General features: G+C 71.5%; 25 protein-coding genes. 7 read left to right on the forward strand and 18 right to left on the reverse strand.

Translation table 11 applies throughout. The features are described 5' to 3' along the window. Nucleotides 1-45 precede the first annotated feature (45 nt). Complete coding sequence (locus ABZS51_RS14260; RefSeq protein WP_355440019.1) at nt 46-933, reverse strand: hypothetical protein; 888 nt, start codon at nt 931-933, stop codon at nt 46-48. Nucleotides 934-1,228: 295 nt separating this feature from the next. On the opposite strand from ABZS51_RS14260, the gene ABZS51_RS14265 reads away from it, so the two are divergent. Beyond that, nucleotides 1,229-1,708, forward strand: coding sequence for a GtrA family protein (locus ABZS51_RS14265; RefSeq protein WP_355440022.1), 480 nt, complete (start codon nt 1,229-1,231; stop codon nt 1,706-1,708). A gap of 29 nt (nt 1,709-1,737) precedes the next feature. On the opposite strand, the gene ABZS51_RS14270 is transcribed toward ABZS51_RS14265, so the two are convergent. From ABZS51_RS14270 to ABZS51_RS14310, 9 genes are all read right to left on the reverse strand, one after another. Next, nucleotides 1,738-3,015, reverse strand: coding sequence for an ATP-binding protein (locus ABZS51_RS14270; RefSeq protein WP_355440025.1), 1,278 nt, complete (start codon nt 3,013-3,015; stop codon nt 1,738-1,740). A gap of 3 nt (nt 3,016-3,018) precedes the next feature. Then, on the reverse strand, nt 3,019-3,687 hold the full coding sequence (locus tag ABZS51_RS14275; RefSeq protein WP_043620820.1) for a response regulator transcription factor: 669 nt from the start codon (nt 3,685-3,687) through the stop codon (nt 3,019-3,021). A 362-nt stretch (nt 3,688-4,049) separates the two neighbouring features. Beyond that, a complete protein-coding gene (gene bfr, locus ABZS51_RS14280) occupies nt 4,050-4,529 on the reverse strand; it encodes a bacterioferritin (RefSeq protein WP_310708231.1) in 480 nt (159 codons plus the stop codon). Between the two features lie 16 nt (nt 4,530-4,545). Continuing rightward, nucleotides 4,546-4,722 carry a (2Fe-2S)-binding protein gene (locus tag ABZS51_RS14285; protein ID WP_310708232.1) on the reverse strand — a complete coding sequence of 59 codons (177 nt, stop codon included), beginning with the start codon at nt 4,720-4,722 and terminating at the stop codon, nt 4,546-4,548. 106 nt (nt 4,723-4,828) lie between these two features. After that, nucleotides 4,829-5,449 carry an MBL fold metallo-hydrolase gene (locus tag ABZS51_RS14290; RefSeq protein ID WP_355440030.1) on the reverse strand — a complete coding sequence of 207 codons (621 nt, stop codon included), beginning with the start codon at nt 5,447-5,449 and terminating at the stop codon, nt 4,829-4,831. Further along, nucleotides 5,450-6,535 carry an S-(hydroxymethyl)mycothiol dehydrogenase gene (locus tag ABZS51_RS14295; RefSeq protein WP_355440033.1) on the reverse strand — a complete coding sequence of 362 codons (1,086 nt, stop codon included), beginning with the start codon at nt 6,533-6,535 and terminating at the stop codon, nt 5,450-5,452. It abuts the gene before it with no gap. A 15-nt stretch (nt 6,536-6,550) separates the two neighbouring features. After that, complete coding sequence (locus ABZS51_RS14300; protein WP_355440036.1) at nt 6,551-7,579, reverse strand: adenylate/guanylate cyclase domain-containing protein; 1,029 nt, start codon at nt 7,577-7,579, stop codon at nt 6,551-6,553. 98 nt (nt 7,580-7,677) lie between these two features. Further along, nucleotides 7,678-8,190 (reverse strand): PH domain-containing protein, encoded by a 513-nt coding sequence (locus ABZS51_RS14305; protein WP_355440039.1) that lies wholly within the window; start codon nt 8,188-8,190, stop codon nt 7,678-7,680. 55 nt (nt 8,191-8,245) lie between these two features. After that, nucleotides 8,246-9,067 (reverse strand): biotin--[acetyl-CoA-carboxylase] ligase, encoded by an 822-nt coding sequence (locus ABZS51_RS14310; protein WP_355440042.1) that lies wholly within the window; start codon nt 9,065-9,067, stop codon nt 8,246-8,248. A 109-nt stretch (nt 9,068-9,176) separates the two neighbouring features. On the opposite strand from ABZS51_RS14310, the gene ABZS51_RS14315 reads away from it, so the two are divergent. The 3 genes from ABZS51_RS14315 (at nt 9,177) to ABZS51_RS14325 (ending at nt 13,464) form a co-directional block, all read left to right on the forward strand. Then, nucleotides 9,177-11,381, forward strand: a complete 2,205-nt coding sequence (locus ABZS51_RS14315; RefSeq protein ID WP_355440045.1) for an FdhF/YdeP family oxidoreductase — start codon at nt 9,177-9,179, stop codon at nt 11,379-11,381. Then, nucleotides 11,378-12,217: a formate dehydrogenase accessory sulfurtransferase FdhD gene (gene fdhD, locus ABZS51_RS14320; protein ID WP_355440049.1), complete on the forward strand. Its 840-nt coding sequence runs from the start codon at nt 11,378-11,380 to the stop codon at nt 12,215-12,217. The genes ABZS51_RS14315 and fdhD overlap by 4 nt, the downstream gene beginning before the upstream one ends. Nucleotides 12,218-12,354: 137 nt before the next feature. After that, entirely contained in the window at nt 12,355-13,464 is a 1,110-nt protein-coding gene (locus ABZS51_RS14325; protein WP_355440052.1) for an epoxide hydrolase, read from the forward strand. A 12-nt stretch (nt 13,465-13,476) separates the two neighbouring features. On the opposite strand, the gene ABZS51_RS14330 is transcribed toward ABZS51_RS14325, so the two are convergent. The 3 genes from ABZS51_RS14330 to ABZS51_RS14340 all read right to left on the reverse strand — a co-directional run bounded on the left by ABZS51_RS14330 (nt 13,477) and on the right by ABZS51_RS14340 (nt 18,505). Then, entirely contained in the window at nt 13,477-16,098 is a 2,622-nt protein-coding gene (locus tag ABZS51_RS14330) for a phosphoenolpyruvate carboxylase (RefSeq protein ID WP_355440055.1), read from the reverse strand. 68 nt (nt 16,099-16,166) lie between these two features. After that, nucleotides 16,167-17,735, reverse strand: coding sequence for a hypothetical protein (locus ABZS51_RS14335; RefSeq protein ID WP_355440058.1), 1,569 nt, complete (start codon nt 17,733-17,735; stop codon nt 16,167-16,169). Further along, nucleotides 17,732-18,505, reverse strand: coding sequence for an ABC transporter ATP-binding protein (locus ABZS51_RS14340; RefSeq protein WP_355440061.1), 774 nt, complete (start codon nt 18,503-18,505; stop codon nt 17,732-17,734). The genes ABZS51_RS14335 and ABZS51_RS14340 overlap by 4 nt, the downstream gene beginning before the upstream one ends. A 36-nt stretch (nt 18,506-18,541) precedes the next feature. On the opposite strand from ABZS51_RS14340, the gene ABZS51_RS14345 reads away from it, so the two are divergent. Further along, nucleotides 18,542-20,152, forward strand: a complete 1,611-nt coding sequence (locus ABZS51_RS14345) for an acyl-CoA carboxylase subunit beta (protein WP_355440064.1) — start codon at nt 18,542-18,544, stop codon at nt 20,150-20,152. A 14-nt stretch (nt 20,153-20,166) separates the two neighbouring features. On the opposite strand, the gene ABZS51_RS14350 is transcribed toward ABZS51_RS14345, so the two are convergent. After that, the gene (locus tag ABZS51_RS14350; RefSeq protein WP_355440066.1) at nt 20,167-21,366 is read right to left on the reverse strand and encodes an RNA-guided endonuclease TnpB family protein; all 1,200 of its coding nucleotides are present in this window, start codon (nt 21,364-21,366) and stop codon (nt 20,167-20,169) included. Between the two features lie 101 nt (nt 21,367-21,467). On the opposite strand from ABZS51_RS14350, the gene ABZS51_RS14355 reads away from it, so the two are divergent. Together ABZS51_RS14355 and ABZS51_RS14360 are read left to right on the forward strand one after the other, a co-directional pair. Continuing rightward, nucleotides 21,468-21,668, forward strand: a complete 201-nt coding sequence (locus ABZS51_RS14355) for an acyl-CoA carboxylase subunit epsilon (RefSeq protein WP_355440069.1) — start codon at nt 21,468-21,470, stop codon at nt 21,666-21,668. 108 nt (nt 21,669-21,776) lie between these two features. After that, a complete protein-coding gene (locus ABZS51_RS14360) occupies nt 21,777-22,718 on the forward strand; it encodes an NYN domain-containing protein (RefSeq protein WP_355440072.1) in 942 nt (313 codons plus the stop codon). Here ABZS51_RS14360 and ABZS51_RS14365 read toward each other — a convergent pair. From ABZS51_RS14365 to ABZS51_RS14380, 4 genes are all read right to left on the reverse strand, one after another. Continuing rightward, nucleotides 22,676-24,946 (reverse strand): MMPL family transporter, encoded by a 2,271-nt coding sequence (locus tag ABZS51_RS14365; RefSeq protein WP_355440075.1) that lies wholly within the window; start codon nt 24,944-24,946, stop codon nt 22,676-22,678. The two genes, ABZS51_RS14360 and ABZS51_RS14365, sit on opposite strands and share 43 nt — an antisense overlap. A 120-nt stretch (nt 24,947-25,066) precedes the next feature. After that, nucleotides 25,067-25,336, reverse strand: coding sequence for a hypothetical protein (locus tag ABZS51_RS14370; protein ID WP_355440078.1), 270 nt, complete (start codon nt 25,334-25,336; stop codon nt 25,067-25,069). Beyond that, entirely contained in the window at nt 25,333-25,662 is a 330-nt protein-coding gene (locus tag ABZS51_RS14375) for a winged helix-turn-helix domain-containing protein (RefSeq protein ID WP_355440081.1), read from the reverse strand. Before ABZS51_RS14375 ends, ABZS51_RS14370 begins: the two co-directional genes overlap by 4 nt. 45 nt (nt 25,663-25,707) lie before the next feature. Next, on the reverse strand, nt 25,708-26,046 hold a 339-nt coding region (locus tag ABZS51_RS14380), incomplete at its 5' end, for a helix-turn-helix domain-containing protein (RefSeq protein WP_355440084.1).

Raw genomic sequence — 26,046 nt, forward strand, 5'->3', positions numbered from 1 at the left:
GTGTCGTGAGCTTACCCGGCCTTTCCGAGCTCGGCCCGGCCCGGGTCAGCCCGCCGGGCCGCGACGCACGCCGACGGTCGTGAGGCCGTCGGCGGCGGTGAGCACGCTGGCCAGCTCCACCAGCTCCGTCCCCTCCGGCGACAGCCCCTCCAGAGGGTGCCTGAGCGCCGCCCTCCCGGCCTTGGGCCGCTGCCGGTAGGTGAGCCGTACGACGTCGAAGACCAGCATGGACTCGTCCGACAGCGCGACGGCACGCGGCGGGCCCTCGACCAGCTCGACGTCGATGGCCAGCCGGTCCGGCCTGACCTGGGCGGGCCGCCTGACGATCTCGTCCAGCAGCCCGCGCACGGGGTCGCCGGAGGGGAAGCGCACGCCGTTCACGCCGGCCGGGTCGGTCAGGTACGTGAGGTGGCGCTGCGGCACGAGCCGCGCCTCGGTGGCCAGGTCCGGCCCGGCCGTGACGCCGGCGTCGCCGGGACGGACGGGCTTGCCGCGCGCGGGGATCGGGCCCGCGCCGAGCCGCCAGCGACCGTCCTCGAACACGAACACGAAGTACGCGGGTGACGGCTTCCTCGCCAGCGCCGCGAACCAGCCGCCCTCCTCCGGCAGGAAGAACTCCGGCTCGCTGTAGAGGGCTGGGCGGCCGTTCCGGGTGCCCTTGCAGGCACGGCCGCCCAGCGGCTTCTCGGCCCACGTGGTGAGCCCGGCGACGGCGGCGCAGTCACGCCGTTTCCACGCCTCGTCGAGCTCGGTGAGCACACCGAACGCCGGCTCGGCCGTGGACGGGTCCACCCGTGGCGGCGGGGACTCCTGGACCGGGAGCGGCTGCTGCTCGGCCGCCACGATGCCACCGGTGTCGGCGGGGGCCGTACCCGCGCATCCCGCCGCGCATACGGACAGAACGGCGAGCAGCACGAGCGGTCGTAACGGCACGGTGGGGTCCCGAAGGTCATGGCCGTGGGAACGGCGGTCCGTCTGAGCCCGACACCGGCGCGCGTGGCCCGCCGGCGGTCTGCCTCCGCAGCGTAATACTCATGATCCGCATTTGTCCGGGCATAAGCCGATTTTCAGGGGGGTGTTGGTAGGGGTCCCGATCTTCACCGCTCCGGCCCGTGCGTGGGGCCACGGCCAGTACGCTGGTGTGGTCAAGCCCGGCCGTGGGCAAGCTGTCACATACGCGGACACCAGGCGGTCAGGACGCGGAGCAGGAGAGGACCGAGCCGGAGACGTGGATTTCATCAGGGTCCTTTACCAGCGGTTCTCGTCCTTGCTGCACGAGCTGACCAAGTTCGGGCTGATCGGCATCGCGGCGTTCGTCATCGACACGGGGATCTACAACGCCCTTCTCGTCCTTGACTGGGGGCCGATGACGTCCAAGGTGCTGGCCACGGCCATCTCGGCCACCTTCGCGTACGCGGGCAACCGGTTCTGGACGTTCCGCCACCGGGAGCAGAGCGGCCTGCGCCGCGAGTACTTCCTGTTCTTCCTGCTCAACGGCATCGCGCTGCTGTTCGGTGTGCTGGTGATCGGCTTCACCAAGTACACCCTGCACCTGCACGACCTGTTCAGCCTCAACGTCGCCAACATTGTCGGCGTCGGGCTCGGCACGCTGTTCCGCTACTGGTCGTACAAGCGGTGGGTGTTCCTGGAGGCCACCGACCCGATCCCGGCCGAGCTGCCCGACACCGAGGTCCGCCAGGAGCGCTGACGCCAGGCACGGTCAGGCGGGAGGCACGGTCAGGCGGGCCCGCTGACCACCCGCGTCCGGTTGTTCTCCTCCACCGGCCGCAGGAAGATCGCGAACGTCGCCGGGCGGCGGCGCACCAGCTCGAGCCGGCCCCCGTCGGCGGCGGCCAGGGCGCGGGCCAGCGTCAGGCCGAGACCCGTGCCGCCTCCCCCGCTCACGTTCCGCTCGAAGACCTTGGGCGCGATGTCGTCGGCGATGCCGGGCCCCTCGTCGGCCACCTCGATGACGATGTAGCTGTCGCCCTGCGTGGTCGTGACGATGACGGTGCCCCCGCCGTGACGCAGTGAGTTCTCCAGCAGGGTGGCGATGACCTGCCCGAAGCCGCCGGTGGTGGCCAGCGCCTTGAGCCCGCGGGTGCCCTCCAGCAGCAGCGTGCGGTCGCAGCCGCGGAACACCGGCTCCCACTCGGTGATCTGCTGGATCAGCACCTCGTCGATGGAGACCGGCTCCGCCTGGGCGTGCCGCTGGCGGCGGGCCGCGGCGAGCAGCTCGTCGATGACGGCCGTGAGCCGTTCGGCCTGGACGATGGCGGCCTCGCCCTCCTCACGGACCACCGTGGGCTGGCCGGAGGCGGCGACGATCTCCTCCAGGCGCATGGTCAGCCCCGTCAGCGGGGTGCGCAGCTGGTGGGAGGCGTCGGTGGCGAACTCCCGCTCCCGGGTGAGCAGGTCCGAGATGCGGGTGGCACTGCGGTCGAGCACCTCCGCGACCTGGTCGAGCTCGGGTATGCCGTAGCGGTGTCTGCTCGGCCGGGCGTCGCCGGAGCCGAGCCGCTCGGCTATCTTCGCCAGGTCCAGCAGCGGCAGCGTCAACCGGCGAGACTGCACGATGGCCAGGCCGACGGCCACGGCCAGAGCCGCGACGGCGAGGGCCACGATCAGCAGCAGGCGCGCCCGGACATCCTGCTCGACCTGGTCCCGGTCGCGGCTCACCCGGACATAGATGCCGTTCTCGGACTGGGCGTCCTCGGCCATCTGGTGGCCCGGCGGCGATGCCGTGCCGACGATGGTCGCCTTGGGAGGGTTCGCTCGTTCGTAGATCTGGATGTAGCGGCCGGGATACTTCTGTTCGAGCTGCTGAGGGTCCAGCGGCGTCTCCTGGATGCGGGAGTACTCCACCTCCCCCACCAGTCGCGTCGCCTCCGCCCTGAGCTCCTGGGCCGCCTCGTCCACGATCAGGCGGCTGACCACGATGCCCAGGGGGACCCCCAGCAGCAGGACCGCGATGACCGCGACGACCAGAGTGGAAGTGAGCAGGCGGCGGCGCATCGCCTACTCGCGCTCGAAGCGGAAGCCGACTCCCCGGACGGTGGTGATGTAGCGGGGCTTCGCCGCGTCGTCGCCGAGCTTTCGGCGCAGCCACGAGATGTGCATGTCGAGCGTCTTGGTCGAGCCCCACCAGTTGGTGTCCCACACCTCGCGCATGATCTGCTCGCGGGTGACCACCTTGCCGGCGTCGCGGACCAGCACGCGCAGCAGGTCGAACTCCTTGGTCGTCAGATGCAGCTCCTTCTCCCCCATCCAGGCGCGGCGGGAGTCCGCGTCGATGCGGACGCCCTGGACCACCGGAGTCTCGGACGTGCCTCGGCGCAGCAGCGCGCGCACCCGGGCGAGCAGTTCGGCCAGGCGGAACGGCTTGGTGACGTAGTCGTCGGCGCCGGCGTCGAGGCCGACGACCGTGTCGACCTCGTCGACGCGGGCGGTGAGTATGAGAACCGGAGTGCCGTGTCCTTCGGCGCGGATCCGGCGGGCGACCTCCAGCCCGTCCATCTCTGGCAGGCCGAGGTCAAGAACGATCAGGTCGATGCCCCCCGACAGAGCCCTTTCCAGGGCCTGCGGGCCGTCGGGGCTCACCTCAACCTGATAGCCCTCACGGCGAAGCGCGCGCGCGAGCGGCTCGGAAATCGAGGTGTCATCCTCGGCGAGAAGTACGCAGGTCATGAAGCGATCGTAGGACCTTAAGCGATCGTTTCCCGGGCACAGCGCACGGTTTGACTTGTCGTTGACCTATCCATTGACCTGGGCAAACGCTGATAAATATCGGTTAGCCGGGCTTAAATTACCGCGATTAGCGGCCGGGACGGCGAATGAGCGCGTCCGGCGGCGCGAAATGCCGTACCGCGCCGGGCGTGTCGCACTCGGGCGTGTCGTTCATAAAATCCGTCCGGGAATGTACGGCCGTGTCCTGTGCCTCCGGCGGCGCGCACCCCGCCCGGAGACGACGACGCCCGCCGGAGAGGGCCCCGGCGGGCGTGTCGCGCGGACGGACGTCGGACAGGCGCCAGGTGGGCGCCGGACGGGCGTCAGACGGTCGACGGCTCCGTGTAGCGGGCGAGGTAGAGCTGCTCGCCCAGGCTGTGGATGAGCGCCAGCTCCGTCTCCAGGTAGTCGATGTGGTGCTCCTCGTCGGCCAGGATCTCCTCGAAGATGCGGGCCGAGGTGACATCGCCCTTCTCGCGCATGAGCTGGATGGCCGGGCGCAGCCGCTGCACCACCGACAACTCGATCTCCAGGTCGGCCTTGAGCTGCTCCTCGACGGTCTGCCCGATGTGCAGCGTGCCGAGCCGCTGGTAGTTGGGCAGCCCTTCGAGGAAGAGGATGCGGTCCGTCAGGCGCTCGGCGTGCCGCATCTCCTCGAACGACTCGTCGCGGGTGTGCTTGGCCAGCTTCGTGTAGCCCCAGTTCTCCTGCATCTTGGCGTGCAGGAAGTACTGGTTGATGGCGGTCAGCTCCGCCGTCAGCTGCTCGTTCAGCAACTCGATGATCTGCTTGTCGCCCTGCATGTACGGGCCCCTCGTGCTATGCGGTCGTCAGTTCCTCAGACCGTTTCAGCATCGCACAGATTTTCCGGACACAAGAGGCACAGTCCCCACCGGCACCAGTGGTGTCGCGCACCTGCCGGGCGCTGCGCGCGCCGGCGGCGATGCAGTCGTGCACCTCGTTCTCGGTGACGGCACGACAGACGCACACGTACATGCGGGGGAAGCCTCACTCTCTGGACGGTCCGTAGGTTAGGCATGCCTAATGTAACCCAGTTTGGTAAGGCTTGCCTACGTTACCTCCGCCACACCGAGGTAAGGGTTCAGTGTCCTCTGGACAGCCATTCCTCCAGGTGGGGGGCCTCGGCGCGGATGGAGGTGGACTCGCCGTGGCCGGTGTGGACGACGGTCTCGGGCGGCAGCGTCAGCAGCCGGTCGCGGATCGAGGCGATGATCGTGTCGAACGAGGAGTAGGACCGGCCGGTCGCGCCTGGCCCGCCCTTGAACAGGGTGTCGCCGCTGAACAGCACGCCCAGGTCGGGCGCGTGCAGGCACACCGCGCCCGGGGAGTGGCCGGGGGTGTGCAGCACCTCCAGTGTGACGCCGCCCGCCTCCAGCTTCTCGCCGTCGGCCAGCGGCTCGTACGGCACCGCGTCGCCGTACACCTGCTCCCAGAGCACCTGGTCGGCGGGGTGCAGCCGGATCGGCGCGCCGGTCAGCTCGGCCAGCTCGCGGGCGGCGTTGATGTGGTCGTTGTGCGCGTGCGTGCAGACGATGGCGGTGACGGTGCGCCCGCCGACGCGCTCGGCGATGGCGCGGGCGTCGTGGGCGGCGTCGATGACGAGCACCCGGCGCGCGTCGCCGGCCAGCCAGACGTTGTTGTCGACGTCCCAGGTACCGCCGTCGAGCGTGAACGTCCCCGAAGTGATGACCTTGTCCAGCATCTAGAGGACCACCACCGATCGCAGCACCTCGCCGCGGCCCATCTTGGCGAACGCCTCCTCGACCTCGTCGAGCGCGATGGTCTCGGTGACGAACTTGTCGAGCGGCAGCCGGCCCTGCAGGTAGAGGTCGATGAGCATGGGGAAGTCGCGGCTCGGCAGGCAGTCGCCGTACCAGGAGGACTTCAGCGCCCCGCCGCGGCCGAAGACTTCGAGCAGCGGCAGCTCCAGCGTCATCTCCGGGGTGGGCACCCCGACGAGCACGACCGTGCCGGCCAGGTCGCGGGCGTAGAAGGCCTGCTTGTACGTCTCGGGCCGGCCGACCGCCTCGATGACCACGTCGGCCCCGAACCCGCCCGTGAGGTCGCGCACGGCCTCGACCGGGTCGCTCTCGCGGGAGTTGACCGTGTGGGTGGCCCCGAAGTCGCGGGCCCAGCCCAGCTTGCGGTCGTCCACGTCGATGGCGATGATCTTCGATGCGCCGGCCAGCGAGGCGCCCAGGACGGCCGCCCCGCCGACCCCGCCGCATCCGATGACCGCGACCGAGTCGCCGCGCGTGACGCCGCCGGTGTTGATCGCGGCGCCGAGCCCGGCCATGACGCCGCAGCCCAGCAGGCCGGCGACGGCCGCCGGCGCCTCGGGCGAGACCTTGGTGCACTGGCCCGCCGCCACGAGGGTCTTGCCGAGGAACGCGCCGATGCCGAGCGCGGGCGACAGCTCGGTGCCGTCCTCCAGCGTCATCTTCTGGGTGGCGTTGTGGGTGGCGAAGCAGTACCACGGCCGGCCGCGCAGGCAGGCGCGGCACTGGCCGCACACCGCCCGCCAGTTGAGGATGACGAAGTCGCCCGGCTCGATCCCGGTCACGCCCTCGCCGACGGCCTCCACGACGCCCGCCGCCTCGTGGCCGAGCAGGAACGGGAAGTCGTCGCTGATGCCGCCCTCCCGGTAGTGGAGGTCGGTGTGGCACACCCCGCACGCCTGCACGGCGACGACGGCCTCCCCCGGCCCGGGATCGGGCACGATCACGTTCTCGACGGAGACTTCCCGGCCTTTACCTCGGGCGATGACGCCCCGCACTTCGTACGGCATGGCAGCCATCCTGCGTCAGGAGGATGATCGCCGCAAGAGATGGGGGCGCACCACGCCGAGACCCCGGGCGGTCCTGCGCCGCATGCCGCGCACCTCGAACCCCGGCTCGCCCGCCAGCCCCTCGGCCAGGCCGGAGTCGACGACGACCGTGCCGGGCCTGGCGATGGCGGTGAGGCGGGCCGCCAGGTTGACCGTGGTGCCGTAGACGTCGCCCATCATCGGCACCACCGGCCCGTACGCCATCCCGATGCGCAGCTCGGCCGTGCCGGCCAGGTCGAGCGCGATGGCGGCGGCCCGCGCCGGGGTGGGGGCGGTGAAGAGCACCTCGTCGCCGAGGGTCTTGACCAGCCGGGCGCCGTGGGCCGCCACGATGTCGGCCGCCCGCGCCTCGAACCCCTCCACCAGATCGGCCAGCTCCCGCTCGTCCAGCTCCCTGGCCCGCCTGGTGAACGCCACGAGGTCGGCGAACCCCACGGCCATCGCCACGCGGCCCGGTGCGGCCTCGGGGCGCGGGTCGGGTGCGGTCTCGGGGCGCGGGTCGGGTGCGGTCTCGGGGCGCAGGTCGGCCATGGCCAGCAGGCGCGTGCCCGCGGCGGCGAGCTGGGCCCGCCAGACGTGCACGAGGAGGTGCTCGAAGTCGGGCAGCAGCGCGCGGGCCGTGTCGAACACGCGCGCCACGTCGTCGTCGGACGGCTCGCCCTCCGCGGGCAGCAGGTGGCCGATGATGATCTCGGCCTGCCACTGGGCCAGCCGGGCCGTGGTCTGGCCGAGGGCACGGGCCATGCGGACGACCGTGGGCTCGTCCAGCAGGCCGCGGTCGAGCATCGTCCGCACCCGCGTCAGGGCGGCCACGTCGGCCTCGGAGAACGCGACGGCGTCGTCGGCGTGGGTGGGGAAGCCCAGGGCGCGCCAGACCCGCTCGGCCAGCTCCTGGGGCACTCCGGCGCCGGCCGCCACCTCGGTGCGGGTGCGGCTGGCGGGCGCGCCGGCCAGCAGCAGGCCGATCTCCTCAGCTGTGGGCCTGCGCGGCCCCTCCTGGCTCAACGGCGCTCCCGGCTCAACGGCGCTCCCGGCTCAACGGCCCTCCTCGCTCAACGGCCCTCCCGGCTCAACTGCGCTCCTCGCTCAACCGCCCAGTTCGCTCAACGGCCGTCGAGCTCGCCGTCGGTGGCGTCCTCCAGGAGCCGGAACAGGTCGGCCCGGACGTCCTGGAGGTGCGGGATGTCGCGGAGCACGATCTGGCCGCGGTCGCCCGCCGACTCCACGGTGAGCGTGCCGCAGCCGAGCAGCCGCTCGACGAACGTCTGGTCGGAGCTGACGGTGTTGACCTTGGCCATCGGGATCTCGTCGGTCGACTTGTTGAGCACCCCGGAGCTGATCGTGAAGCGGTGGGTGGTGAGCACGTAGCCGGTGTTCTTCCACTGGAGGTAGGGGACGAACGACCAGACGGTCAGCAGGACGAGGGCGACGGCGCAGACGGCGATCCTGGCGTAGGAGGCGTACTCCCAGTCGCCCGGGACGAAGAACACCGCCGCGCCCGAGGCCGCGGCGATGAGCACGAGCGCGGCGACGGGGCCGACGAGGCGCTTCCAGTGGGGGTGGAAGGACCTGACGCGGCGCTCACCCTGGGTGAGGTGATGGTCCGGGATGGTCATGCGCACATGCTGCCACCTACCGGGACGCGCGGCTACGCCCGTGGACGTAGGGCCGTCACGCGGACGGGCGTAGGTGGACGACATCGCCGGCGCTGAGCGTGTGCTGCTCGCCGCCGGAGGTGAGCTGGAGGCGGCCGGCCTCGTCGACGCCGGTGGCGCGGCCCGTCAGGAAGCGGCCGCCGGGCAGCTCCACCCGCACCTCACGCCCGATGGTGGCGCTGGAGGCCTGGTAGGCGGCGCGCAGCCCGGCCATGTCGGCGTCGCCGCCGGCCTCGGCCCAGTCGGCGTAGTGGCTCTCGACCTCGCGCAGCACGGCCCGCAACAACGGGTCGCGGTCGAGGCAGGCGGCCTCCTGGATGGCCAGCGACGTGGCGGTCTGCACGGGCAGCTCGTCGGCCCGCAGCGACACGTTGAGGCCCATGCCGACGACCACCGCGTCCTCCACGTGCTCGGCCAGCACCCCGGCCAGCTTGCGGTCGCCGACGAGCAGGTCGTTCGGCCACTTGAGGCGCACGTCCACCTCGGCCAGCCGGCGCACGGCCGAGGCGGCGGCCACCCCGAACAGCAGCGGCAGCCAGCCGTGCGTGGTGACCGGCGGCGCCGGCCTGAGCAGCACGGACACGGCCAGGCCGGAACGGGCGGGAGCGGTCCAGGTGCGGCCGAGCCGGCCCCGGCCCGCCACCTGCTCCTCGGCGACCAGCACCCTGCCCTCCACGGCGCCCTCCCGGGCCTGGCCGGCGAGGTCGGCGTTGGTGGAGCCGGTGCTCTCGACCACGGTCACGCCCGTCCACAGGCCGCCCGGCCGGACGAGGGCGCGGTTGAGCGCCGCCTCGGAGAGGGGCGGGCGGTTGAGGTCGGAGTAGCGCGAGTCGGGCACCTGTCCATCTTGGCTGACGCGCGGCACCGCCCGGACGCCGCCCCTGCCCTCCCGCGGGAGAGCCGGTGCGCCGGGCTTGGCCCGGCCGGGAAGCGAGCAAGATGGAGGGGTGAGCAAGCTTCTCGATCCACGTAACTGGGCGTCCTGGCGGCCGTTCGGCCTCGGTCTGCGCAAGCCGAACAACTACCTCGAGCTGCTGAAGGCGTTCCGGGCGGTCAAGGGTCGCAGGCGTTACGCCTGGCGGGTCCTCACGCAGGGCACGTGCGACGGCTGCGCGCTCGGCACCAAGGGCATGCGCGACTGGACGATGCGGGAAGTCCATCTGTGCAACATCAGGTTGCGCCTGCTGCCGCTCAACACGATGCCGGCGCTGGACGTCTCGGTGCTGCGTGACGTGTCGGGGCTGGAGGGCCGGCGCAGCGCGGAGCTGCGCGAGCTGGGGCGCCTGCCGTACCCGATGCTGCGCCGCGCGGGCGAGCCCGGCTTCACGCGCGTCCCGTGGGACGAGGCGCTCTCGATCGCCGCGGCCGGGCTGCGCGACGCGCGCTTCGGCGCGTACCTGACCAGCAGGGGCGTGCCGAACGAGAACTACTACGCCGCGCAGAAGGCGATGCGGGCGCTCGGCACCAACAACATCGACAACGCGGCGCGCATCTGCCACTCCCCCTCGACGGTCGCGCTCAAGCAGACGATCGGCGCGGCGGCCACCACCTGCTCCTACACCGACTGGATCGGCTCCGACCTGATCGTCTTCATCGGCTCCAACCCGTCGAACAACCAGCCGGTGGCGATGAAGTACCTCTACCACGCCAAGAAGGCCGGCACCCGGGTGGCGATGGTCAACGCCTACCGCGAGCCGGGCATGGAGCGCTACTGGGTGCCGTCCAACGCGGAGTCGGCCGTGTTCGGCACGAAGATCACCGACGAGTTCTTCGGCGTGAACGTGGGCGGCGACATCGGCTTCCTCAACGGGGTGCTCAAGCACCTGGTCGAGCGGGAGTGGGTGGACGAGAAGTTCGTGGCGCTCCGTACGACGGGCTTCGAGCGGGCGCGCGAGGCGGTCGAGGCGCAGTCGTGGGAGGAGCTGGAGGCGCTGTCGGGGGCCTCGCGCGACGAGATGCTGCGGCTGGCGCGGCTGCTCGCGGAGGCCAGGTCGGCGGTGCTGGTGTGGTCGATGGGCATCACGCAGCACACCTTCGGCGAGGACAACGTGCGGGCCATCGTCAACCTGGCGCTCGCGCGCGGGTTCGTGGGGCGCGAGCACTGCGGGCTGATGCCGATCCGCGGGCACAGCGGGGTGCAGGGCGGCGCGGAGATGGGCGCGTACGCCACGGGGCTGCCGGGCGGGCTGCCGATCACCCCGGAGAACGCGGGGAGGTTCGCGGACCTGTGGGGCTTCGAGGTGCCGGCCGCCCCCGGTCTGACCGCCACCGACATGATCGACGCCGCCCACGCGGGCGAGCTGGACGCGCTGATCTCCAGCGGCGGCAACTTCCTGGAGGTGCTCCCCGACCCCGGGTACTGCCGCGAGGCGCTGCGCCGGCCACGCCTGCGCGTCCACATCGACATCGTGCTGTCGTCCCAGATGCTCGTGCCGTCCGAGGGCGACGTGCTGCTGCTGCCCGCGCAGACCCGGTACGAGATGACGGGCGGCGTGACGGAGACCTCGACCGAGCGGCGGATCATCTTCTCGCCGGAGGTGGAGGGGCCACGGGTGGCGGAGGCGTGGCCGGAGTGGAAGATCTTCACCGAGCTGGCCGCCCGCAGCCGTCCCGCGCTGGCGTCGAGGATCCGTTTCACCGGCACGCCCGCGATCCGCGAGGAGATCGAGCGGGCCGTGCCGTTCTACGCGGGCATCGCGGGGCTGAGCGCGTTCGGCGACAACGTCCAGTACGGCGGGCGGCACCTGTTCGCCGACGGCGGCTTCCAGACCCCCGACGGGCTGGCGAGGTTCTCGGCCGTGCCGCTGCCCGCGCTGGAGCGGCCGGACGGGTCGTTCATGGTCGCCACCCGGCGCGGCAAGCAGTTCAACAGCATGGTCCACGAGCGGCTCGACGGCTTCAACGGCGCCACGCGCGAGGCGGTGCTGATGAGCGCCTACGACGCCGACCGGCTCGGCCTGCCCGACGGCACCCCGGTCGAGCTGCGCTCCGGCGAGCGCTCCTACCGGGGCAAGGTGCTGCGGGCGCCCGTCATGCCGGGCAACCTGCAGATCCACTGGCCGGAGGGCAACGTCCTGCTCGACGAGTCGCGCCGCTCACCCGACGCCCGGATCCCCGACTACAACGCGACGGTGACGGTGCGCCGCGCATGAGCGAGCGCCCCGGGCCCACGACCCGCGTCCGCATCCGGCGGCTGACCGGCCCGGCCGCCACGGAGCGCCGTGACGACCTGGCCACCGAGGAGCCGCTGGAGATCCGGCTCGCCTCGCTCGACGGCGGACGCCGCACGGTGGCGATCACCATGCGCACACCGGGCCACGACTTCGAGCTGGCGGCCGGGTTCCTGCACGCGGAGGGCCTGGTGCGGGCCGGCGGCATCGCCTCCATCGGCTACTGCACCGACGAGGACGTGCCGGTCGAGGCCCGCTACAACACGGTCACCGTACGGCTGCGCGGCCCGATCCCCGACCTGCCGGCGCTGGAGCGCCACTTCCTGACCTCCAGCGCGTGCGGCGTGTGCGGCTCGGCCAGCCTCGACGCGCTGCGCGACCGCTGCCGTCCGGCGCCGCCCGGCGCCGTCGAGCTCACCACCGAGGTCCTGTACGGCCTGCCGGACCGGCTGCGCGCGGCGCAGGGCGTCTTCGGCAAGACGGGCGGGCTGCACGCGGCCGGGCTGTTCACGGCGGAGGGCGAGCTGCTGGCCGTACGGGAGGACGTGGGCCGGCACAACGCGGTGGACAAGCTGACCGGCTGGGCGGCGCTGGCGGAGCGGCTGCCGCTGGACCGGCACGTGCTCATGGTCAGCGGCCGGGCCAGCTACGAGATCATGCAGAAGGCGCTGGCGGCCGGGATTCCGGTGGTGTGCGCGGTGTCGGCGCCGTCGTCGCTGGCCGTGGACGTGGCCAGGGAGTTCGGCATGACGCTGGTGGGCTTCCTGCGCGGCGAGCGCTGCAACGTCTACGCGGGCCACGACCGCGTCCGCGTCTGACGACATGGGGTGTCGGCGCGTTCGCGAGTACTCCGGGCGTGCCTGACGATCCCGCCGCAACAGTGGAACAAATCATTCCGTTCTGCTATTCTGGAGACAGAACAAAGCGTTCCATTCCGTTCCGAAGAGGTGTCAGCATGACCGCCATCAGCGCCGAGATCCGCCCCTTCCGCGTCGAGATCCCCCAGGCCGAGCTCGACGACCTGCAGACCCGCCTCGCGCTGACCCGCTTCGTCGACGAGATCCCGGGCGCCGACCAGGGCGTCAGCGTCGAGCGGGTCAGGCGGCTCGTCACCCACTGGCGCACCGGCTTCGACTGGCGCGCCCAGGAGGCCCGCCTCAACGCCCACCCGCAGTTCACCACCGAGATCGACGGGCAGAACATCCACTTCATCCACGTCCGCTCCGACGACCCCGACGCCCTGCCGCTGCTCCTCACCCACGGCTGGCCCGGCTCGATCGCCGAGTACCTCGACGCCATCGAGCCGCTGTCGCGCCACCACCACCTGGTCATCCCGTCGCTGCCCGGCTACGGCTTCTCCGGCCCGACCACCGAGACCGGCTGGGACAACATCCGCATCGCCCGCGCGTGGGCCGAGCTCATGTCCCGCCTCGGCTACGACCGCTACGGCGCGGTCGGCAACGACGCCGGGTCCATGATCTCCCCCGAGCTGGCCCGCATCGCCCCGGACCGCGTCGTCGGCGTCCACGTGACCCAGCTCTTCTCCTTCCCCTCCGGCGACCCGGCCGAGTTCGCCGGCCTCACCGAGGAGGACCAGGCCGGGCTGGCCGTGCTCGACTGGTTCTGGAAGGAGAAGGGCGCGTTCAACGTCCTGCAGTCGCAGCAGCCGCAGACGCTGGCGCACGCCATCACCGACTCCCCCGCCGGCTTGGTCGGCTGGCTGGCCCAGCTCTTCGACGACGACCTCGACGACGACTTCGTGGTGCTGAACGCCGCGATCCACTGGTTCACCGGCACGTCCGGCTCGGCGCTGCGCCTGTACTGGGAGAACGCCCGCGCCCAGCAGAGCGCTCAGCAGGCCGCCACGGAGCCGACGACGGTGCCGATGGCGCTGGCCATGGCCGAGGGAGACTTCAGGTCCATCCGCCGCTTCGCCGAGCGCGACCACGCCGGGATCGTCTCCTGGAAGACGCTCCCGGCCCCGGCCCACGGCCACTACACGGCCCACACCGCCACGGAGGCCCTCACCTCCGACATCCACACCTTCTTCGCCGGCCTGCGCTGAGCCCCCGGCGCGTCAGCCGGTGTTCTGGAGGCCGGCGGCGACGCCGTTGACCGAGAGCAGCAGGAGCGTGGACAGGCGCTCGCGCTCGTGGTCGGACGGGGTGCCGGTGCGCAGCGCGCGCAGGGCGCGGAGCTGGAGGTGCGACAGCGCGTCCACGTACGGGTCGCGGAGCTGGACGGCGCGCGAGAGGACCTTGCGGTTCTCCAGCAGCCGCGTGTGCCCCGTGACCTCCAGCACCAGGCGCCGCGTCCGGTCGTACTCCTCCAGGACCTGGCGCGCGAAGTCCGGCCGGCCGCCCAGCTCCAGGTAGTGCTCGGCGATCGAGCGGTCGGTCTTGGCCAGCGACATCTCGGCGTTGTCGAGCAGGGCGTTGAACAGCGGCCACTCCTGGTACGCGGCCCGCAGCTCCTCCAGCGAGCCGACCGCGGCCAGGCCGGCGCCCAGGCCGTACCAGCCGGGCAGGTTGACCCGGGTCTGCGCCCAGGCGAACACCCACGGGATGGCGCGCAGGTCGTCCAGGGAGCGGGGAGCGCCGAGGCCGCGGCGCGCCGGGCGTGAGCCGAGCCGCAGGGAGCCCAGCTCCTCCAGCGGGCTGACCAGGCTGAACCACTCGGGGAAGCCGGGCGCCTCCGTGAGGGACCGGTAGGCGCTCTCGGAGGCCGTCGCCACCCGCTCGGCCAGCGGACGGAAGCGCTCGGCCGCGGCGGCCGTGCGCGCGCCGACCGTGACCGAGGAGGCGAGCAGCACGGCGTTGGCCACCTGCTCCATGTGGCGGCGGGCGATCGCCAGGTGGCCGTAGCGGGCGAAGATGACCTCGCCCTGCTCGGTGACCTTGAAGCTGCCCGCGACCGAGCCGGGGGCCTGGGCGAGCACGGCGCGGTTGGCGGGGCCGCCGCCCCGGCCCAGCGCGCCGCCACGGCCGTGGAACATGCGCAGCCGCACGTCGTGCTCGGCCGCCCAGGCGGTCAGCCGCTCCTGGGCCTCGTACAGCCGCAGCGTGGCCGCGGCCGGGCCGAGCTCCTTGGCCGAGTCGGAGTAGCCGAGCATGACCTCCATGCGCCGGCCGGTGGCGGCGAGCCGCTCGCGCACCTGCGGGATGTCGAGCATGCCGGACAGCACGTCCGGCGAGTTGGCGAGGTCCTGACCCGACTCGAACAGCGGCACCACGTCGAGCACCGGCGCCCGCGTCCCGAGGGCGTGCCGGGCCAGCTCGTAGACGGCGGCCACGTCGGCCGCGCCCCGGGTGAAGGACACCACGTAACGGGAGCAGGCGCGCACGCCGAACCGCTCCTGGATCCAGCCGATCACCCGGATCGTCGACAGCACCTCCTCGGTGCGCTCCGACAGCTCGCCGCCGGCCCTGATCTCCTCCAGCGCCGCGGCGTGAACCTGGGAGTGCTGGCGCACCTCCAGCTCGGCCAGGTGGAAGCCGAACGTCTCCACCTGCCAGATGAGGTGCTGCAGCTCCCCGTACGCCTGGCGGGCGGCGTCGCGGGCCAGCGAGTCCTGGGCCAGGCGCAGGTCGGCGAGCAGGTCGCCGGGCGACAGGTAGGCGAGGTCGAGGTCGCGGCGGCGGGTGGCGGCGATGCGGGCCGCGACGAACAGGAGCCACTGCCGGTGCGGCTCGCGCGGGGACCGGGTGGCCAGCTCGGAGACCAGCTCCGGGTGGGCGTCCTCGGCCGCGGCGATGGCGCTCTTCAGCTCGGGCGACGGCGGCGCGAACTCGGCGGTGGCGGTGAGGGTGCGGCCGATGCGGGTGGTGGCGTTCTCCAGCGCGGTCAGCACGTGCTCGGCCTGGATTTGCACGGCCTCGCGGGTGACCTTGGCGGTGACGTTGGGGTTGCCGTCGCGGTCGCCGCCGATCCAGCTTCCGTAGCGGATGAAGGGCCGCGCCAGCGGCGCCCGGGTGCCCGTGCCGTCGGCCAGCGCGGCGTCGAGCGAGCGGTAGACCTGCGGGACGACGCGGAACAGGGTCTCGTCGAAGGCGGCCATGGCGGTGCGCACCTCGTCGAGCGGGTCGAGCTTGCTCGGGCGCAGGTGGGCGGTGCGCCACAGGAGGTCGATCTCCTCCAGCAGCCGCCGCCGGCTCTCGGCCCGCTCGGAGGCGCCCCGGCCGGGGGTGTTGTACTCGGTGAGCCGGCCGCTGATCCGCTGGATCGCGGTGACGACGGCCCGCCTGCGCGCCTCGGTCGGGTGGGCGGTGAGCACCGGGTGCAGCTCCAGGCGCTCGACCAGCTCGGCGACGCGGTCGGCGCCCAGCTCGTGCACGGCGTGCGCCAGCGACTCGCGCTGTACGCCGCCCTCGGTGTCGCGCTCGCGCAACGTACGGATGCGGTAGTGCTCCTCGGCCAGGTTGGCCAGATGGAAGTAGCACGTGAACGCGCGAGCGATCTGGACGGCCCGGTCGATCTCCCACGCCTCGACCATGGCGGTGATCTCGTCGGCCGACGCCTCGCCCCTGCGGGCGGCGATGACCGCCTTGCGCAGTCTCTCGACGTCGGCCAGGAGGTCTTCGCCCCCCTGCTCGGCAATGACCTGTCCGAGCAGCTTGCCGAGCAGCCGCACATCGTGCCGGAGCTCGTCGGGCATCTCGGTGACGGCGGCGCTACGACGCTCGATCCCCTGGTCAATCATGTGTCGAAGGGTATCCAGTCGCCGACGGAGGCCGTAGCCCGGTCTCACCTAATGGACTAGACCACTGCTCACGTGGGACGGGACACGGCCGCCACGAGCTCGGGCATGCGGGAGAAACCGATCGTCGCGCCGAGCCGGCGGCCGAGCGTCTCGATCAGCAGGCCGTAGACCGGGGCGACGACGCAGAGCCAGACGAGCCCGAACGCGATCGGCACCGCGAGCGGCAGCGTCAGGGCGGCGATCCCGGCGAAGGCCCCCATGGAGGACACGAACGCCTGGCCGCCCTGCCCGGGGGCGGCTCCGGTGAAGGCGTTCATGCGCTCGGGCACCGTGTACGGGATCGCCACGCTGGTCACCGCGCCGACGCCGAGCCCGACGCCGAGCGCGCCCCAGCCGGCCAGGACGGCGAACGGGATGGCCGTCGGCTGGCCGGTCAGCAGCGAGCCGGCCACGGCGACGGCGACCAGCAGCGGCGTCGCGGCGATGGCGTTGGCCAGGTGGCGGCCGGCCAGGTCGGTGCGGAAGCCGTCCTCCGAGCCGATGGCCACGACGTTCATCCAGAGGGACGCGCCGTCGATGCCGTAGAGGTTTCCGGACTGGAGCGCGATCATGATGGCGGCCATCGAGGTGGTCGCGATGGGCAGCCACGGGCCGGCCCCGCCCGGGATGTTGGAGCTGAGCGAGAGGGCGAGCACGGCGCTGACCACGACCGAGGTGAACCAGAGCACCCGGAACCGAGGCTCCCGCCGCAGGTACTTGAGCTCCTTGGCGACCACGGCCGCCAGCGGCCCGTCGGGCAGGAACCGGTCGGCCAGCCCGCTCCCCTCGCGCACGGAGGAGCCCTGGGGAGAGGCGTCGGGGGTGACCAGCGCCCGGCTCAGCGCCTTGATCCACAGCCAGGCGGCCAGCACCACGACGAGCGCCACGACGGCGACCTCGGCCAGGCCGATGAGCCCGCCGTCGGCGATCGCGTGGGCCAGCATGCCCGGCGGCGTCCACCGCAGGACTCCCGCCGTGCCGCGCAGCATCGCGGCGGGGTCGCCGAGGTTGGTGTTGAGGAGCAGGTTGGGCAACTGGGCCAGCACCACGACGAACAGCGCGGCCACGGCCAGCACGTCGCGCCCGCGCCGGGTGCGCAGCGCGCCCGACAACGACGTGGTGACGAGCCGGGAGAGCACCAGGCAGAGGGCGAACTGCAGGAGCACCGCCACCGCCCCGACGAGCACGCCGCCGGGGCTCGTCGCGAGGCCGGCCAGCCCGCCGGCGACGACCACGAGTGTGGCGACCGGCCAGACGCCGGTGGCCGACGCGGTGAACATGCCGACCGCCAGCTCACCCGTGCGGAGGGGGAACAGCGACAGCCGGGCGGGGTCGAGCGTGTCGTCCAGCCCGAACGCGAGCAGCGGCACGACCATCCAGCCGACGAGGATGGCGGTGTAGGCGACGACGACGATGTCGGCGGCCACGTCGTGCGGCGCGAGGCGCACCAGCGCCATGAGCGCGAAGCCGAGCACGGCGAGGCCGGCGGCCACGACGAGGGAGAAGACGAAGCCGAGCTTGCGCTGGAGGTCGCCGCGCAGGTTGCCGGCGAGCAGGCGCAGCTTGAGCTGCGCGAACAGCGCGACCGTGCCGCTCACGACTCCTCCTGGTGGGCGCCGAGCCAGGTCAGGCCCGCGTCGCCGCCCGTGCGGGGCCCGCCGACGAGCTGGAGGAACGCCTCGTTGAGGCTGCGGCCGCCGCGTACCTCGGCGAGCGGCCCCTGGGCCACGATGTGGCCGCCGCTCATCACCGACACCCAGTCGCACAGCCGCTCGACCAGGTCCATGACGTGACTGGAGAAGATGACGGTCGAGCCGGAGGCGGTGAAGCGGCGCAGCACCTCGGTGAGCGTGCTGGCGCTGACCGGGTCGACTCCCTCGAACGGCTCGTCGAGGAACAGCACGGCCGGGTTGTGCAGCAGCGCCGCCGCCAGCCCGATCTTCTTGCGCATGCCGGTGGAGTAGTCGACGACGAGCTTGCCGGCGGCCTCCTCCAGGTCCATGACCCGCAGCAGCTCGGTGGCGCGCCGCTCGACGTCGGCCTTGGGGATGCCGCGCAGCCGGCCGTTGTAGAGGAGCAGCTCCCGGCCCGACAGCCGCTCGAACAGCCGCAGCCCTTCGGGCAGCACGCCGATGCGCGCCTTGACCTGGAGCTGGTCGCGCCAGACGTCGAGGCCGCCCACCTCGGCACGGCCGCCGTCGGGGCGCAGTAATCCGGTGACCATGCTGAGCGTCGTCGTCTTGCCCGCGCCGTTGGGGCCGACGAGGCCGGCGAAGCTGCCCGCCGGGACGACGAGGTCGACACCCGCGACCGCCACCTGCGGTCCGTAGCGCTTGAAAAGGCCGTGCGTGCGAACCGCGTCCGTCATGGATCCACTCTAGGAGGAGGGATTACCCTTGCGCGCATGACAGCGGACGCCATACCAGAAAAGCCGGACACCCACACCACGGACAACCACACGGACGTCCACACCACGGGCGGGAAGATCGCGGACCTGGAGCGGCGGCTGGACGAGGCGGTCCATGCCGGCTCGGCCGCGGCGGTGGACAAGCAGCACGCCCGGGGCAAGATGACGGCCCGCGAGCGGGTGCTGGCGCTGCTGGACGAGGACTCGTTCGTGGAGTTCGACGCGCTCGCCCGGCACCGGTCGACGATGTTCGGGCTGGAGCGGCGCAGGCCGTACGGCGACGGCGTGATCACCGGCCACGGCACCGTGGACGGGCGGCAGGTGTGCGTGTTCTCGCAGGACGTGACGGTGTTCGGCGGCTCGCTCGGCGAGGTGTACGGCGAGAAGATCGTCAAGGTGCTGGACATGGCGCTGAAGACGGGCTGTCCCATCATCGGCATCAACGAGGGCGGCGGCGCGCGCATCCAGGAGGGCGTGGTCGCGCTCGGCCTGTACGCGGAGATCTTCAAGCGCAACGTGCACGCGTCGGGCGTGATCCCGCAGATCTCGCTCATCATGGGCGCCGCGGCGGGCGGTCACGTGTACTCGCCCGCGCTGACGGACTTCGTCGTCATGGTGGACCAGACCTCGCAGATGTTCATCACCGGGCCGGACGTGATCAAGACGGTGACGGGTGAGGAGGTCACGTTCGAGGAGCTGGGCGGAGCACACACGCACAACACCAAGTCGGGCGTGGCGCACTACCAGGCCGCCGACGAGAACGACGCGCTGGAGTACGTCAAGGAGTTGCTGTCCTACCTGCCCTCCAACAATCTGGACGAGGCGCCGGCCTACGACACGGCGGCCGACCTGGAGCCCGATCCCGAGCTGGACGAGCTGATCCCGGACTCGTCGAACCAGCCGTACGACATGCACCGGGTGATCGAACGGGTGCTCGACGACGGTGAGTTCCTGGAGGTCCACGCGCTGTTCGCGCCCAACATCGTGGTCGGGTACGGCCGGCTGGACGGGCAGTCGGTCGGCGTGGTCGCCAACCAGCCCATGCATTTCGCCGGATGTCTTGATATCAACGCATCCGAGAAGGCTGCCCGTTTCATACGAACATGTGATGCTTTCAATATCCCAATCCTGACATTTGTTGATGTTCCGGGATTCCTGCCGGGTACAGATCAGGAATGGAACGGAATCATCCGGCGCGGGGCGAAGCTCCTCTACGCCTACGCCGAGGCCACCGTCCCGCTTGTCACGGTGATCACCCGCAAGGCGTACGGCGGGGCGTACGACGTCATGGGCTCCAAGCACCTGGGCGCGGACGTCAACCTGGCCTGGCCGACCGCGCAGATCGCGGTGATGGGCGCCCAGGGCGCGGTCAACATCCTGTACCGGCGCGAGCTGGCGGCGGCCGGCGACCCGGACGCCGAGCGCGCCCGGCTGGTGACGGAGTACGAGGACACGCTGGCCAACCCGTACATCGCGGCCGAGCGGGGTTACGTGGACGCGGTGATCAAGCCGTCGGAGACCCGGGCCCAGGTCGTACGGGCGCTGCGCGCGCTGCGCAACAAGCGTGCCTCGCTACCGGCGAAGAAGCATGGGAACATCCCGCTTTGACTTCCTCCCCACACCTAAAGGCAGGGGATTCCAACCTTCACAGGCTGGGCTTCCTGCTTCACCGGCGACCGCACCCGGGAGGACCCGGAATGTCTGACGTCACCTCCACAGGCCGACACGGCAAGACCTGCCGCCAAAATGTTCTTCGCGGCGTTGACGTCCCGGTCATGCTGGGTGCCGCAGGACGGGCACTGCCACGTCCGGGTGCTGAGCGAGAGTTCGGCCAGCAGGTGCCCGCACTCCGAACAGGTCTTGGAGGAGGGGTACCAGCGATCGATCACGATCAGGTGGCGGCCGTTTTTGGCTGCCTTGTACTCCAGCATGCGGCGGAAGGTGCCCCAGCCGGAGTCAGAGATCGCTTTGGCCAGCTTGGGGTTGCGGACCATGTTCTTGACGGCAAGGTCTTCGATCACGATCACGTCGTGGTCACGAACCAGCCGCGCCGAGATTCTGTGCAGGAAGTCGGTGCGGGACGAACGGACTTTGCGGTGCGCGCGAGCGACCTTCGCCTTCGCCTTGGCCCGGTTGACGCTACCGCGCTGCCTGCGGGCCATGCGCCGCTGGTAGCGGGCCAGGTTGTGCTCCCGTTTGGCCAGATGGCGCAGGTTGGTGATCTTTTCTCCGTCAGAGGTGACGGCGAAATCCTTCACTCCGACGTCCACGCCCACCATCGCGCCGGTCGCCGGAGCCGGTTCGAGATCTTCGACGTCCACGGCGAAGGACACGTACCAGCGCCCGCACGGGTCGCGGGACACGGTGACCGTGGTGGGTTTGATGGTCGCCGGGTCGAGGTCGGGCCAGGACCACACGAAGGCCAGCGGCGTGTCCATCTTCGCCAGCAGCAGTCGCCCGTCGCGGTAACGGAAGCCCGACCGGGTGTACTCGGCGCTCTGCCGCACGGTCCGGGACTTGTAACGCGGGTACTTGGCGCGCCCGGCGAAGAAGTTGGTGAAGGCGACCTGCTGGTGGCGGATGGCCTGCTGCATCGGCACCGACGACACCTCGTTCAGCCACGCCAGTTCATCGGTCGCTTTCATCGCCGTGAGATGGGCATTGGCCTGGGTGAAGCTCGTTGTGACCCGCTCACCGTGGTAGCGGCCATGCCGCCAGGCCAGGGTCCGGTTCCACACCACGCGTACGCAGCCGAACGTGCGGTTCAGTACCGCCGCCTGTTCGGTGGTGGGATAGGCCCGCACCTTGTAAGCCGTACGCACGTTCGAAGCCTATCGAAAACTACTGTCATAAACAGCACGGCGCCGTGTCGCGTTTCCTCCCCGGGGCCGAAGCCCGAAGTATCCACATTAAAGGAGTTTCGATGAAGCCGCACCTCAGGATCGTCCGGGGCGACGCCACGCCGGAGGAGATCGCCGCACTCGTGGCCGTCCTCGCCACCCGCGCCGCCCCGCCGCGACCGTCCGCCGCGCCCTCTCCACAAATGTGGCGAAACCCGGCTAGAAGGATGCGTAATCCCCTCGCTCCGGGGAAGGCGGCTTGGCGGATGAGCGCCCTGCCCTAGAGAGATCCCAGGAAACGGGTGTCAACTTCCCAGGGAGTTGGGACTATCTAGAAAAAAGCAGGAGTATATAGTCGGCCGATCAACTAACGCTGCGGCCTGGAGGACATCATGGCCATCCCAGACCTCATGCCGCATCCTGTGGCGGCCAAGTACGCCGTCCTCGTGGATGTCGGATACCTGTACGCCGCCGCGGGTGAAGTCCTGCTGGGGGCCAAGGAACGTAAAGAATACCGGGTGGCCGCGGATGAGCTGATCCAAAGTCTCCAGAAGCATGCGATGGAACGTATTTCCGGTGAGCTGCTGCGGATCTATTGGTATGACGCCGCCCGCGACCGCGTGCCGACCGTGGACCAGCGGGTCATCGCCCAGCTGCCCTGGGTCAAGGTACGGCTTGGCAACCTCAACGCCCGCGGCCAGCAGAAGGGCGTCGACGCGCAGATCAGGAGCGACCTGGAGGCGCTGGCCCGCCACCACGCGGTGACCGACACGATACTGTTGGCCGGGGACGAGGACATGGTGCCCGCCGTGGAGGCCGCCCAGGCGTACGGGGTGCGCATCCACCTGTGGGGCGTCGAGCCGCCGTACGGGACCAACCAGGCCGAGCGGCTGGTGTGGGAGTCCGACACCGTCGAAGTGATCTCCGCTGATTTCCTGAGGCCCTTTTTCAGCCGTGCCCCGCAGCCCGTGCCGGTCGCGCCGCCCGTGGCCGCGCCGTCGCCCGCGCAGGTGTTCGCCGGGCGCGCGCCCGTCAAGCCGCAGGTCAAGCCCGGCCAGGTGGCCAAGCTAGGCCCCAGCCGGCCGCGGGTGGAGGACGTCGGCGAGCACGTGGCGCAGAAGTGGATCCTCACGCGTGGCCGCGACAACATCCGCGACCTGCTTCCCGGCCCGATCCTGCCCACGGTCATCGACACGGAGCTGCTGATCGAGGCCGAGAAGGAGCTGGGCCACTCGCTGCGGCCGTTCCCGGAGGCCAGGGTGTGGCTGCGCGACGGGTTCTGGGCCCGGGTCTACCGGGAGTTCGACCTGGGCGTGGGCGTCTCGTCCAAGTGACCGGCGGGGAGCGGGCCCCGCCACGCCCGCTCCCCGAGGATCGCCATGGCGGCGGGCAGCAGCACGCCGCGCACCACGGTGGCGTCGAGCAGGATGGCCAGGGCCATGCCCAGGCCCAGCATCTTGTACTCGATGGCCGACAGCGTCACGAACACCGTGAAGACACCCGTCATGATCAGGGCCGCGCTGCTGACCACACCCGCGCTCGCCGCGATGCCCCCGGCCACCGCCTCGCGGGGAGAGGCGCCGCCCGCCCGGCGCTCCCTGATCCGGCTGAGGACGAAGATGTGGTAGTCCATGCTGAGCCCGAACAGCACGATGAACATGAACAGCGGCAGCCAGCTCACCACGCCGCCGTACGAGGTGAACCCGAGCAGCGACTCCAGATGACCGTCCTGGAAGACCCAGACGAGCACCCCGTACGAGGCCCCGATCGACAGCAGGTTGAGCGCGATCGACATCAGCGGGATGGCCCACGACCGGAACGTCACCGCCAGCAGCACGAACGCCAGCACGAGCACGAACCCGAAGACGGCCGGGGTGCGGCCGTTGACCTGTTGCGCGAAGTCGTACGGCATGGCGGTCTTCCCGCCCACGGCGTAGGTCGCGCCGTCCACGGAGCCCAGCGTCGCGGGCAGGGCGCGCTCGCGCAGCACGGCCAGCGCGCGGTTGGCCACCGGGTCCGTGACGGCGCCCGCCAGCGGCACCCGCACCACCATCGCCCGGCCGACCGGCACCGTGGTGATCGGCTCCCGCAGGAGTCCTTCGCTCCCGGCGGCCTGCCGGTGCAGCGCGCCGATCGCCTCACGCACCGCTGACGTGTCGGCGGACGCCCCGTCCGTACGGGCGACCACCACCCGCGCCGCGGTCGCCACGCCCGGGAACACCGGTTGCATCGCCGAGGCGGCGTCCACGGCCGCGGACGCGCCGGGCGGCAGGCTGGCCGTCACCGCCGCGTCCTGCAGCCGGATGCCCAGCACGGGCAGGGCCATGGCGAGCAGGACCGCGGCCGTCGCCACGCCGGTCACCACGGGGCGGCGGACGACCGTACGCGCGATCCCGCCCCACAGGCGCGACTCCACGGCCGTCACCCGCCGCCGGCCCAGCCAGGGGATGCGCGCGAGATCCACCCGGTCGCCGAGCGTGGCGAGCAGCGCCGGGAGCACGGTGACCGAGCCGAGCACGGACAGGCCGACGACCAGCAGCGTTCCGGCCGTGAGCCCCTTGAAGACGTCCACCCCGGTCAGCAGGAGCCCCACCGCGCACGCCATCACGGTGACGCCGGAGGCCACGATGGCGTGCCCCGAGGTCCGCGCCGTGGTCCGCAGCGCCTCACGCACCCCCTTCCCCGCGGTCCGCTCCTCACGGAGCCGGCGCAGGTAGAACAGGGAGTAGTCGATGCCGACGGCCATCCCGATCAGCAGCACGATGGCCGAGGCCGCGCTGTTGAACGGCACCCACAGGCTGACGAGCTCCAGCAGCCCGAACGCGCCCGCCAGCGAGGTCGCCGCCAGCAGCAGCGGTATGCCCGCCGCCACCAGGGAGCCGAAGACGGCCAGCAGCACGAGGACGGTGAGCGGCAGCGAGGTCCGCTCGACCCGCGAAAGGTCGTCCTTGATCCCCTCGTTGACGGCCGCCGACAGGCTGCGGTCGCCCGCCTGGAGGAGTCGCACGCCCGGATGCCGTTCCCTGACCTCCTGCACCGCGCGAACGGCCGCCGCGTAGTTGTCCTCGAGCCGTTCGTCCGGACCGGCCACCTCGAAGGTGACCAGCCCCGAGCCGCCGTCTCGCGACGTCCAGCGCTCGCCGTGCGGGCTCGACGGCGAGCCGACGTCCCGAACCGCCGCGCCCGTCCGGCGCAGCCGGCTCACCAGATCGGCGGCGGCCTCGCGCAGCTCCGGGTCCTCCGCGAAGCGCCGGCCGCCGCCCGCCTGCCCGGACCGGATCAGCACGTTCTCCCGGACGGAGCCGACGTCGTGCTGGGCGTCGATCATCTCCTGGGCGCGGCCGGCCTCGCCCGGATCGACGGCCCGCGCGGACTCGCCGCCGGTCAGCGCCCCCGCCAGGGTCGCGAGCACGACCAGCGCGAACCAGCCACCGATCGCCATGGCACGGTGCCGCGCCGACCAGTTCGCGACGGTCTCGGCGAACCCGGGACGTGCCCGGGACCGCGCGGGCGCCCCGGGGCCGGCCGATGACGAGTGGATGGATTTGCTCTCGGGCAGCATCGGCTGCTCTCCTGTCCTTGGTGGAACGTGCCTGTGGAAACTCGCCCTGGGCGAGGTGGTTCGTCTCCCCGTGCCTGGGCCGCCGAGTTGCAGCTCGGCGGCCCAGGGCTGGTCACGGGGTCACTCGACGTCTTTGAGGATCCGTTCGATGGAGTCGGTACGGCCGCTCAGCTCCGAGACCTGCCGGCCGATCTCGGCCAGCCGCTGCTCGACGGCCTGCTGTCCCGAGACCGCGGCCTCGGCCAGCTTCCTGTACTCGCTCTCGCGCGCGAGCCGCGCCTTGGCCCGCCAGGTGACGGCCACCTGGCAGACGACCGTGATGATCACGGCGGTGAGAAGGACGAAGACGCCGATGGTGCCGATGACCTCCTGCCACTCGTGCTCGTTCACTGCGGCGATCCCTTCTCGTCGGTCAGCATCTCCACGGCGTCCGCGATGGACTCCGGCGTCAGGTGGATCGAGAAGGGTCTCGTCTCGTAGAACTTCATCGCTTTTCCGTCTTCCGACAGTTCGAGCTGGGAGCTGACCAGGCCGGCCGCCTCCAGCTTCTTCAGGTGGACCTGGAGGAGTGCCCTGCTGATGCCCAGCTCGCGCGCCAGCCGGCTCACGTAGTTGCGTCCGTGCATGAGTGCCGCGACGACCCGCAACCGGTGCGGGTTGGACAGGGTGGCCAGCACCCGTACCAGGTCGTCTCCCGTCGGCGCGGGATCACTCATGCAAACGTCCAACGGCACATGCCAAGAAAACTTAGCAGGTCTTCTTCAGGTGCGCTGCCCGAGGAGCGCCTCGGCCACCGCGGTGCGCGCGTACAGGACGTACCTCCCGGTGCGGTGCGACGTGCACAGGCCGGCGTCGCGCAGCGCCGTGAGGTGCCGGCTCACGCCCGGCTCGGCCAGCTCCAGGCGCCGGGCCAGGTCCTGCGTGGAGGCGGGCTGGTCCAGCTCGGCCAGCAGCCGGGCGCGGGTGCGGCCGAGCACCGTGGCCAGCGCGGAGGGCGTGTCCGCCGCGCGGCGCTCCCACAGCGTGGCCACGCCCCGCGGCGGGTAGCGGACCGGCGGCGGGTAGGGCGGCGTCGTGTCGGGGTAGACCCGCGGCCCGGC

This window comes from Nonomuraea sp. NPDC005501 (genome assembly GCF_040605905.1).
Taxonomy (GTDB): Bacteria; Actinomycetota; Actinomycetes; order Streptosporangiales; family Streptosporangiaceae; genus Nonomuraea.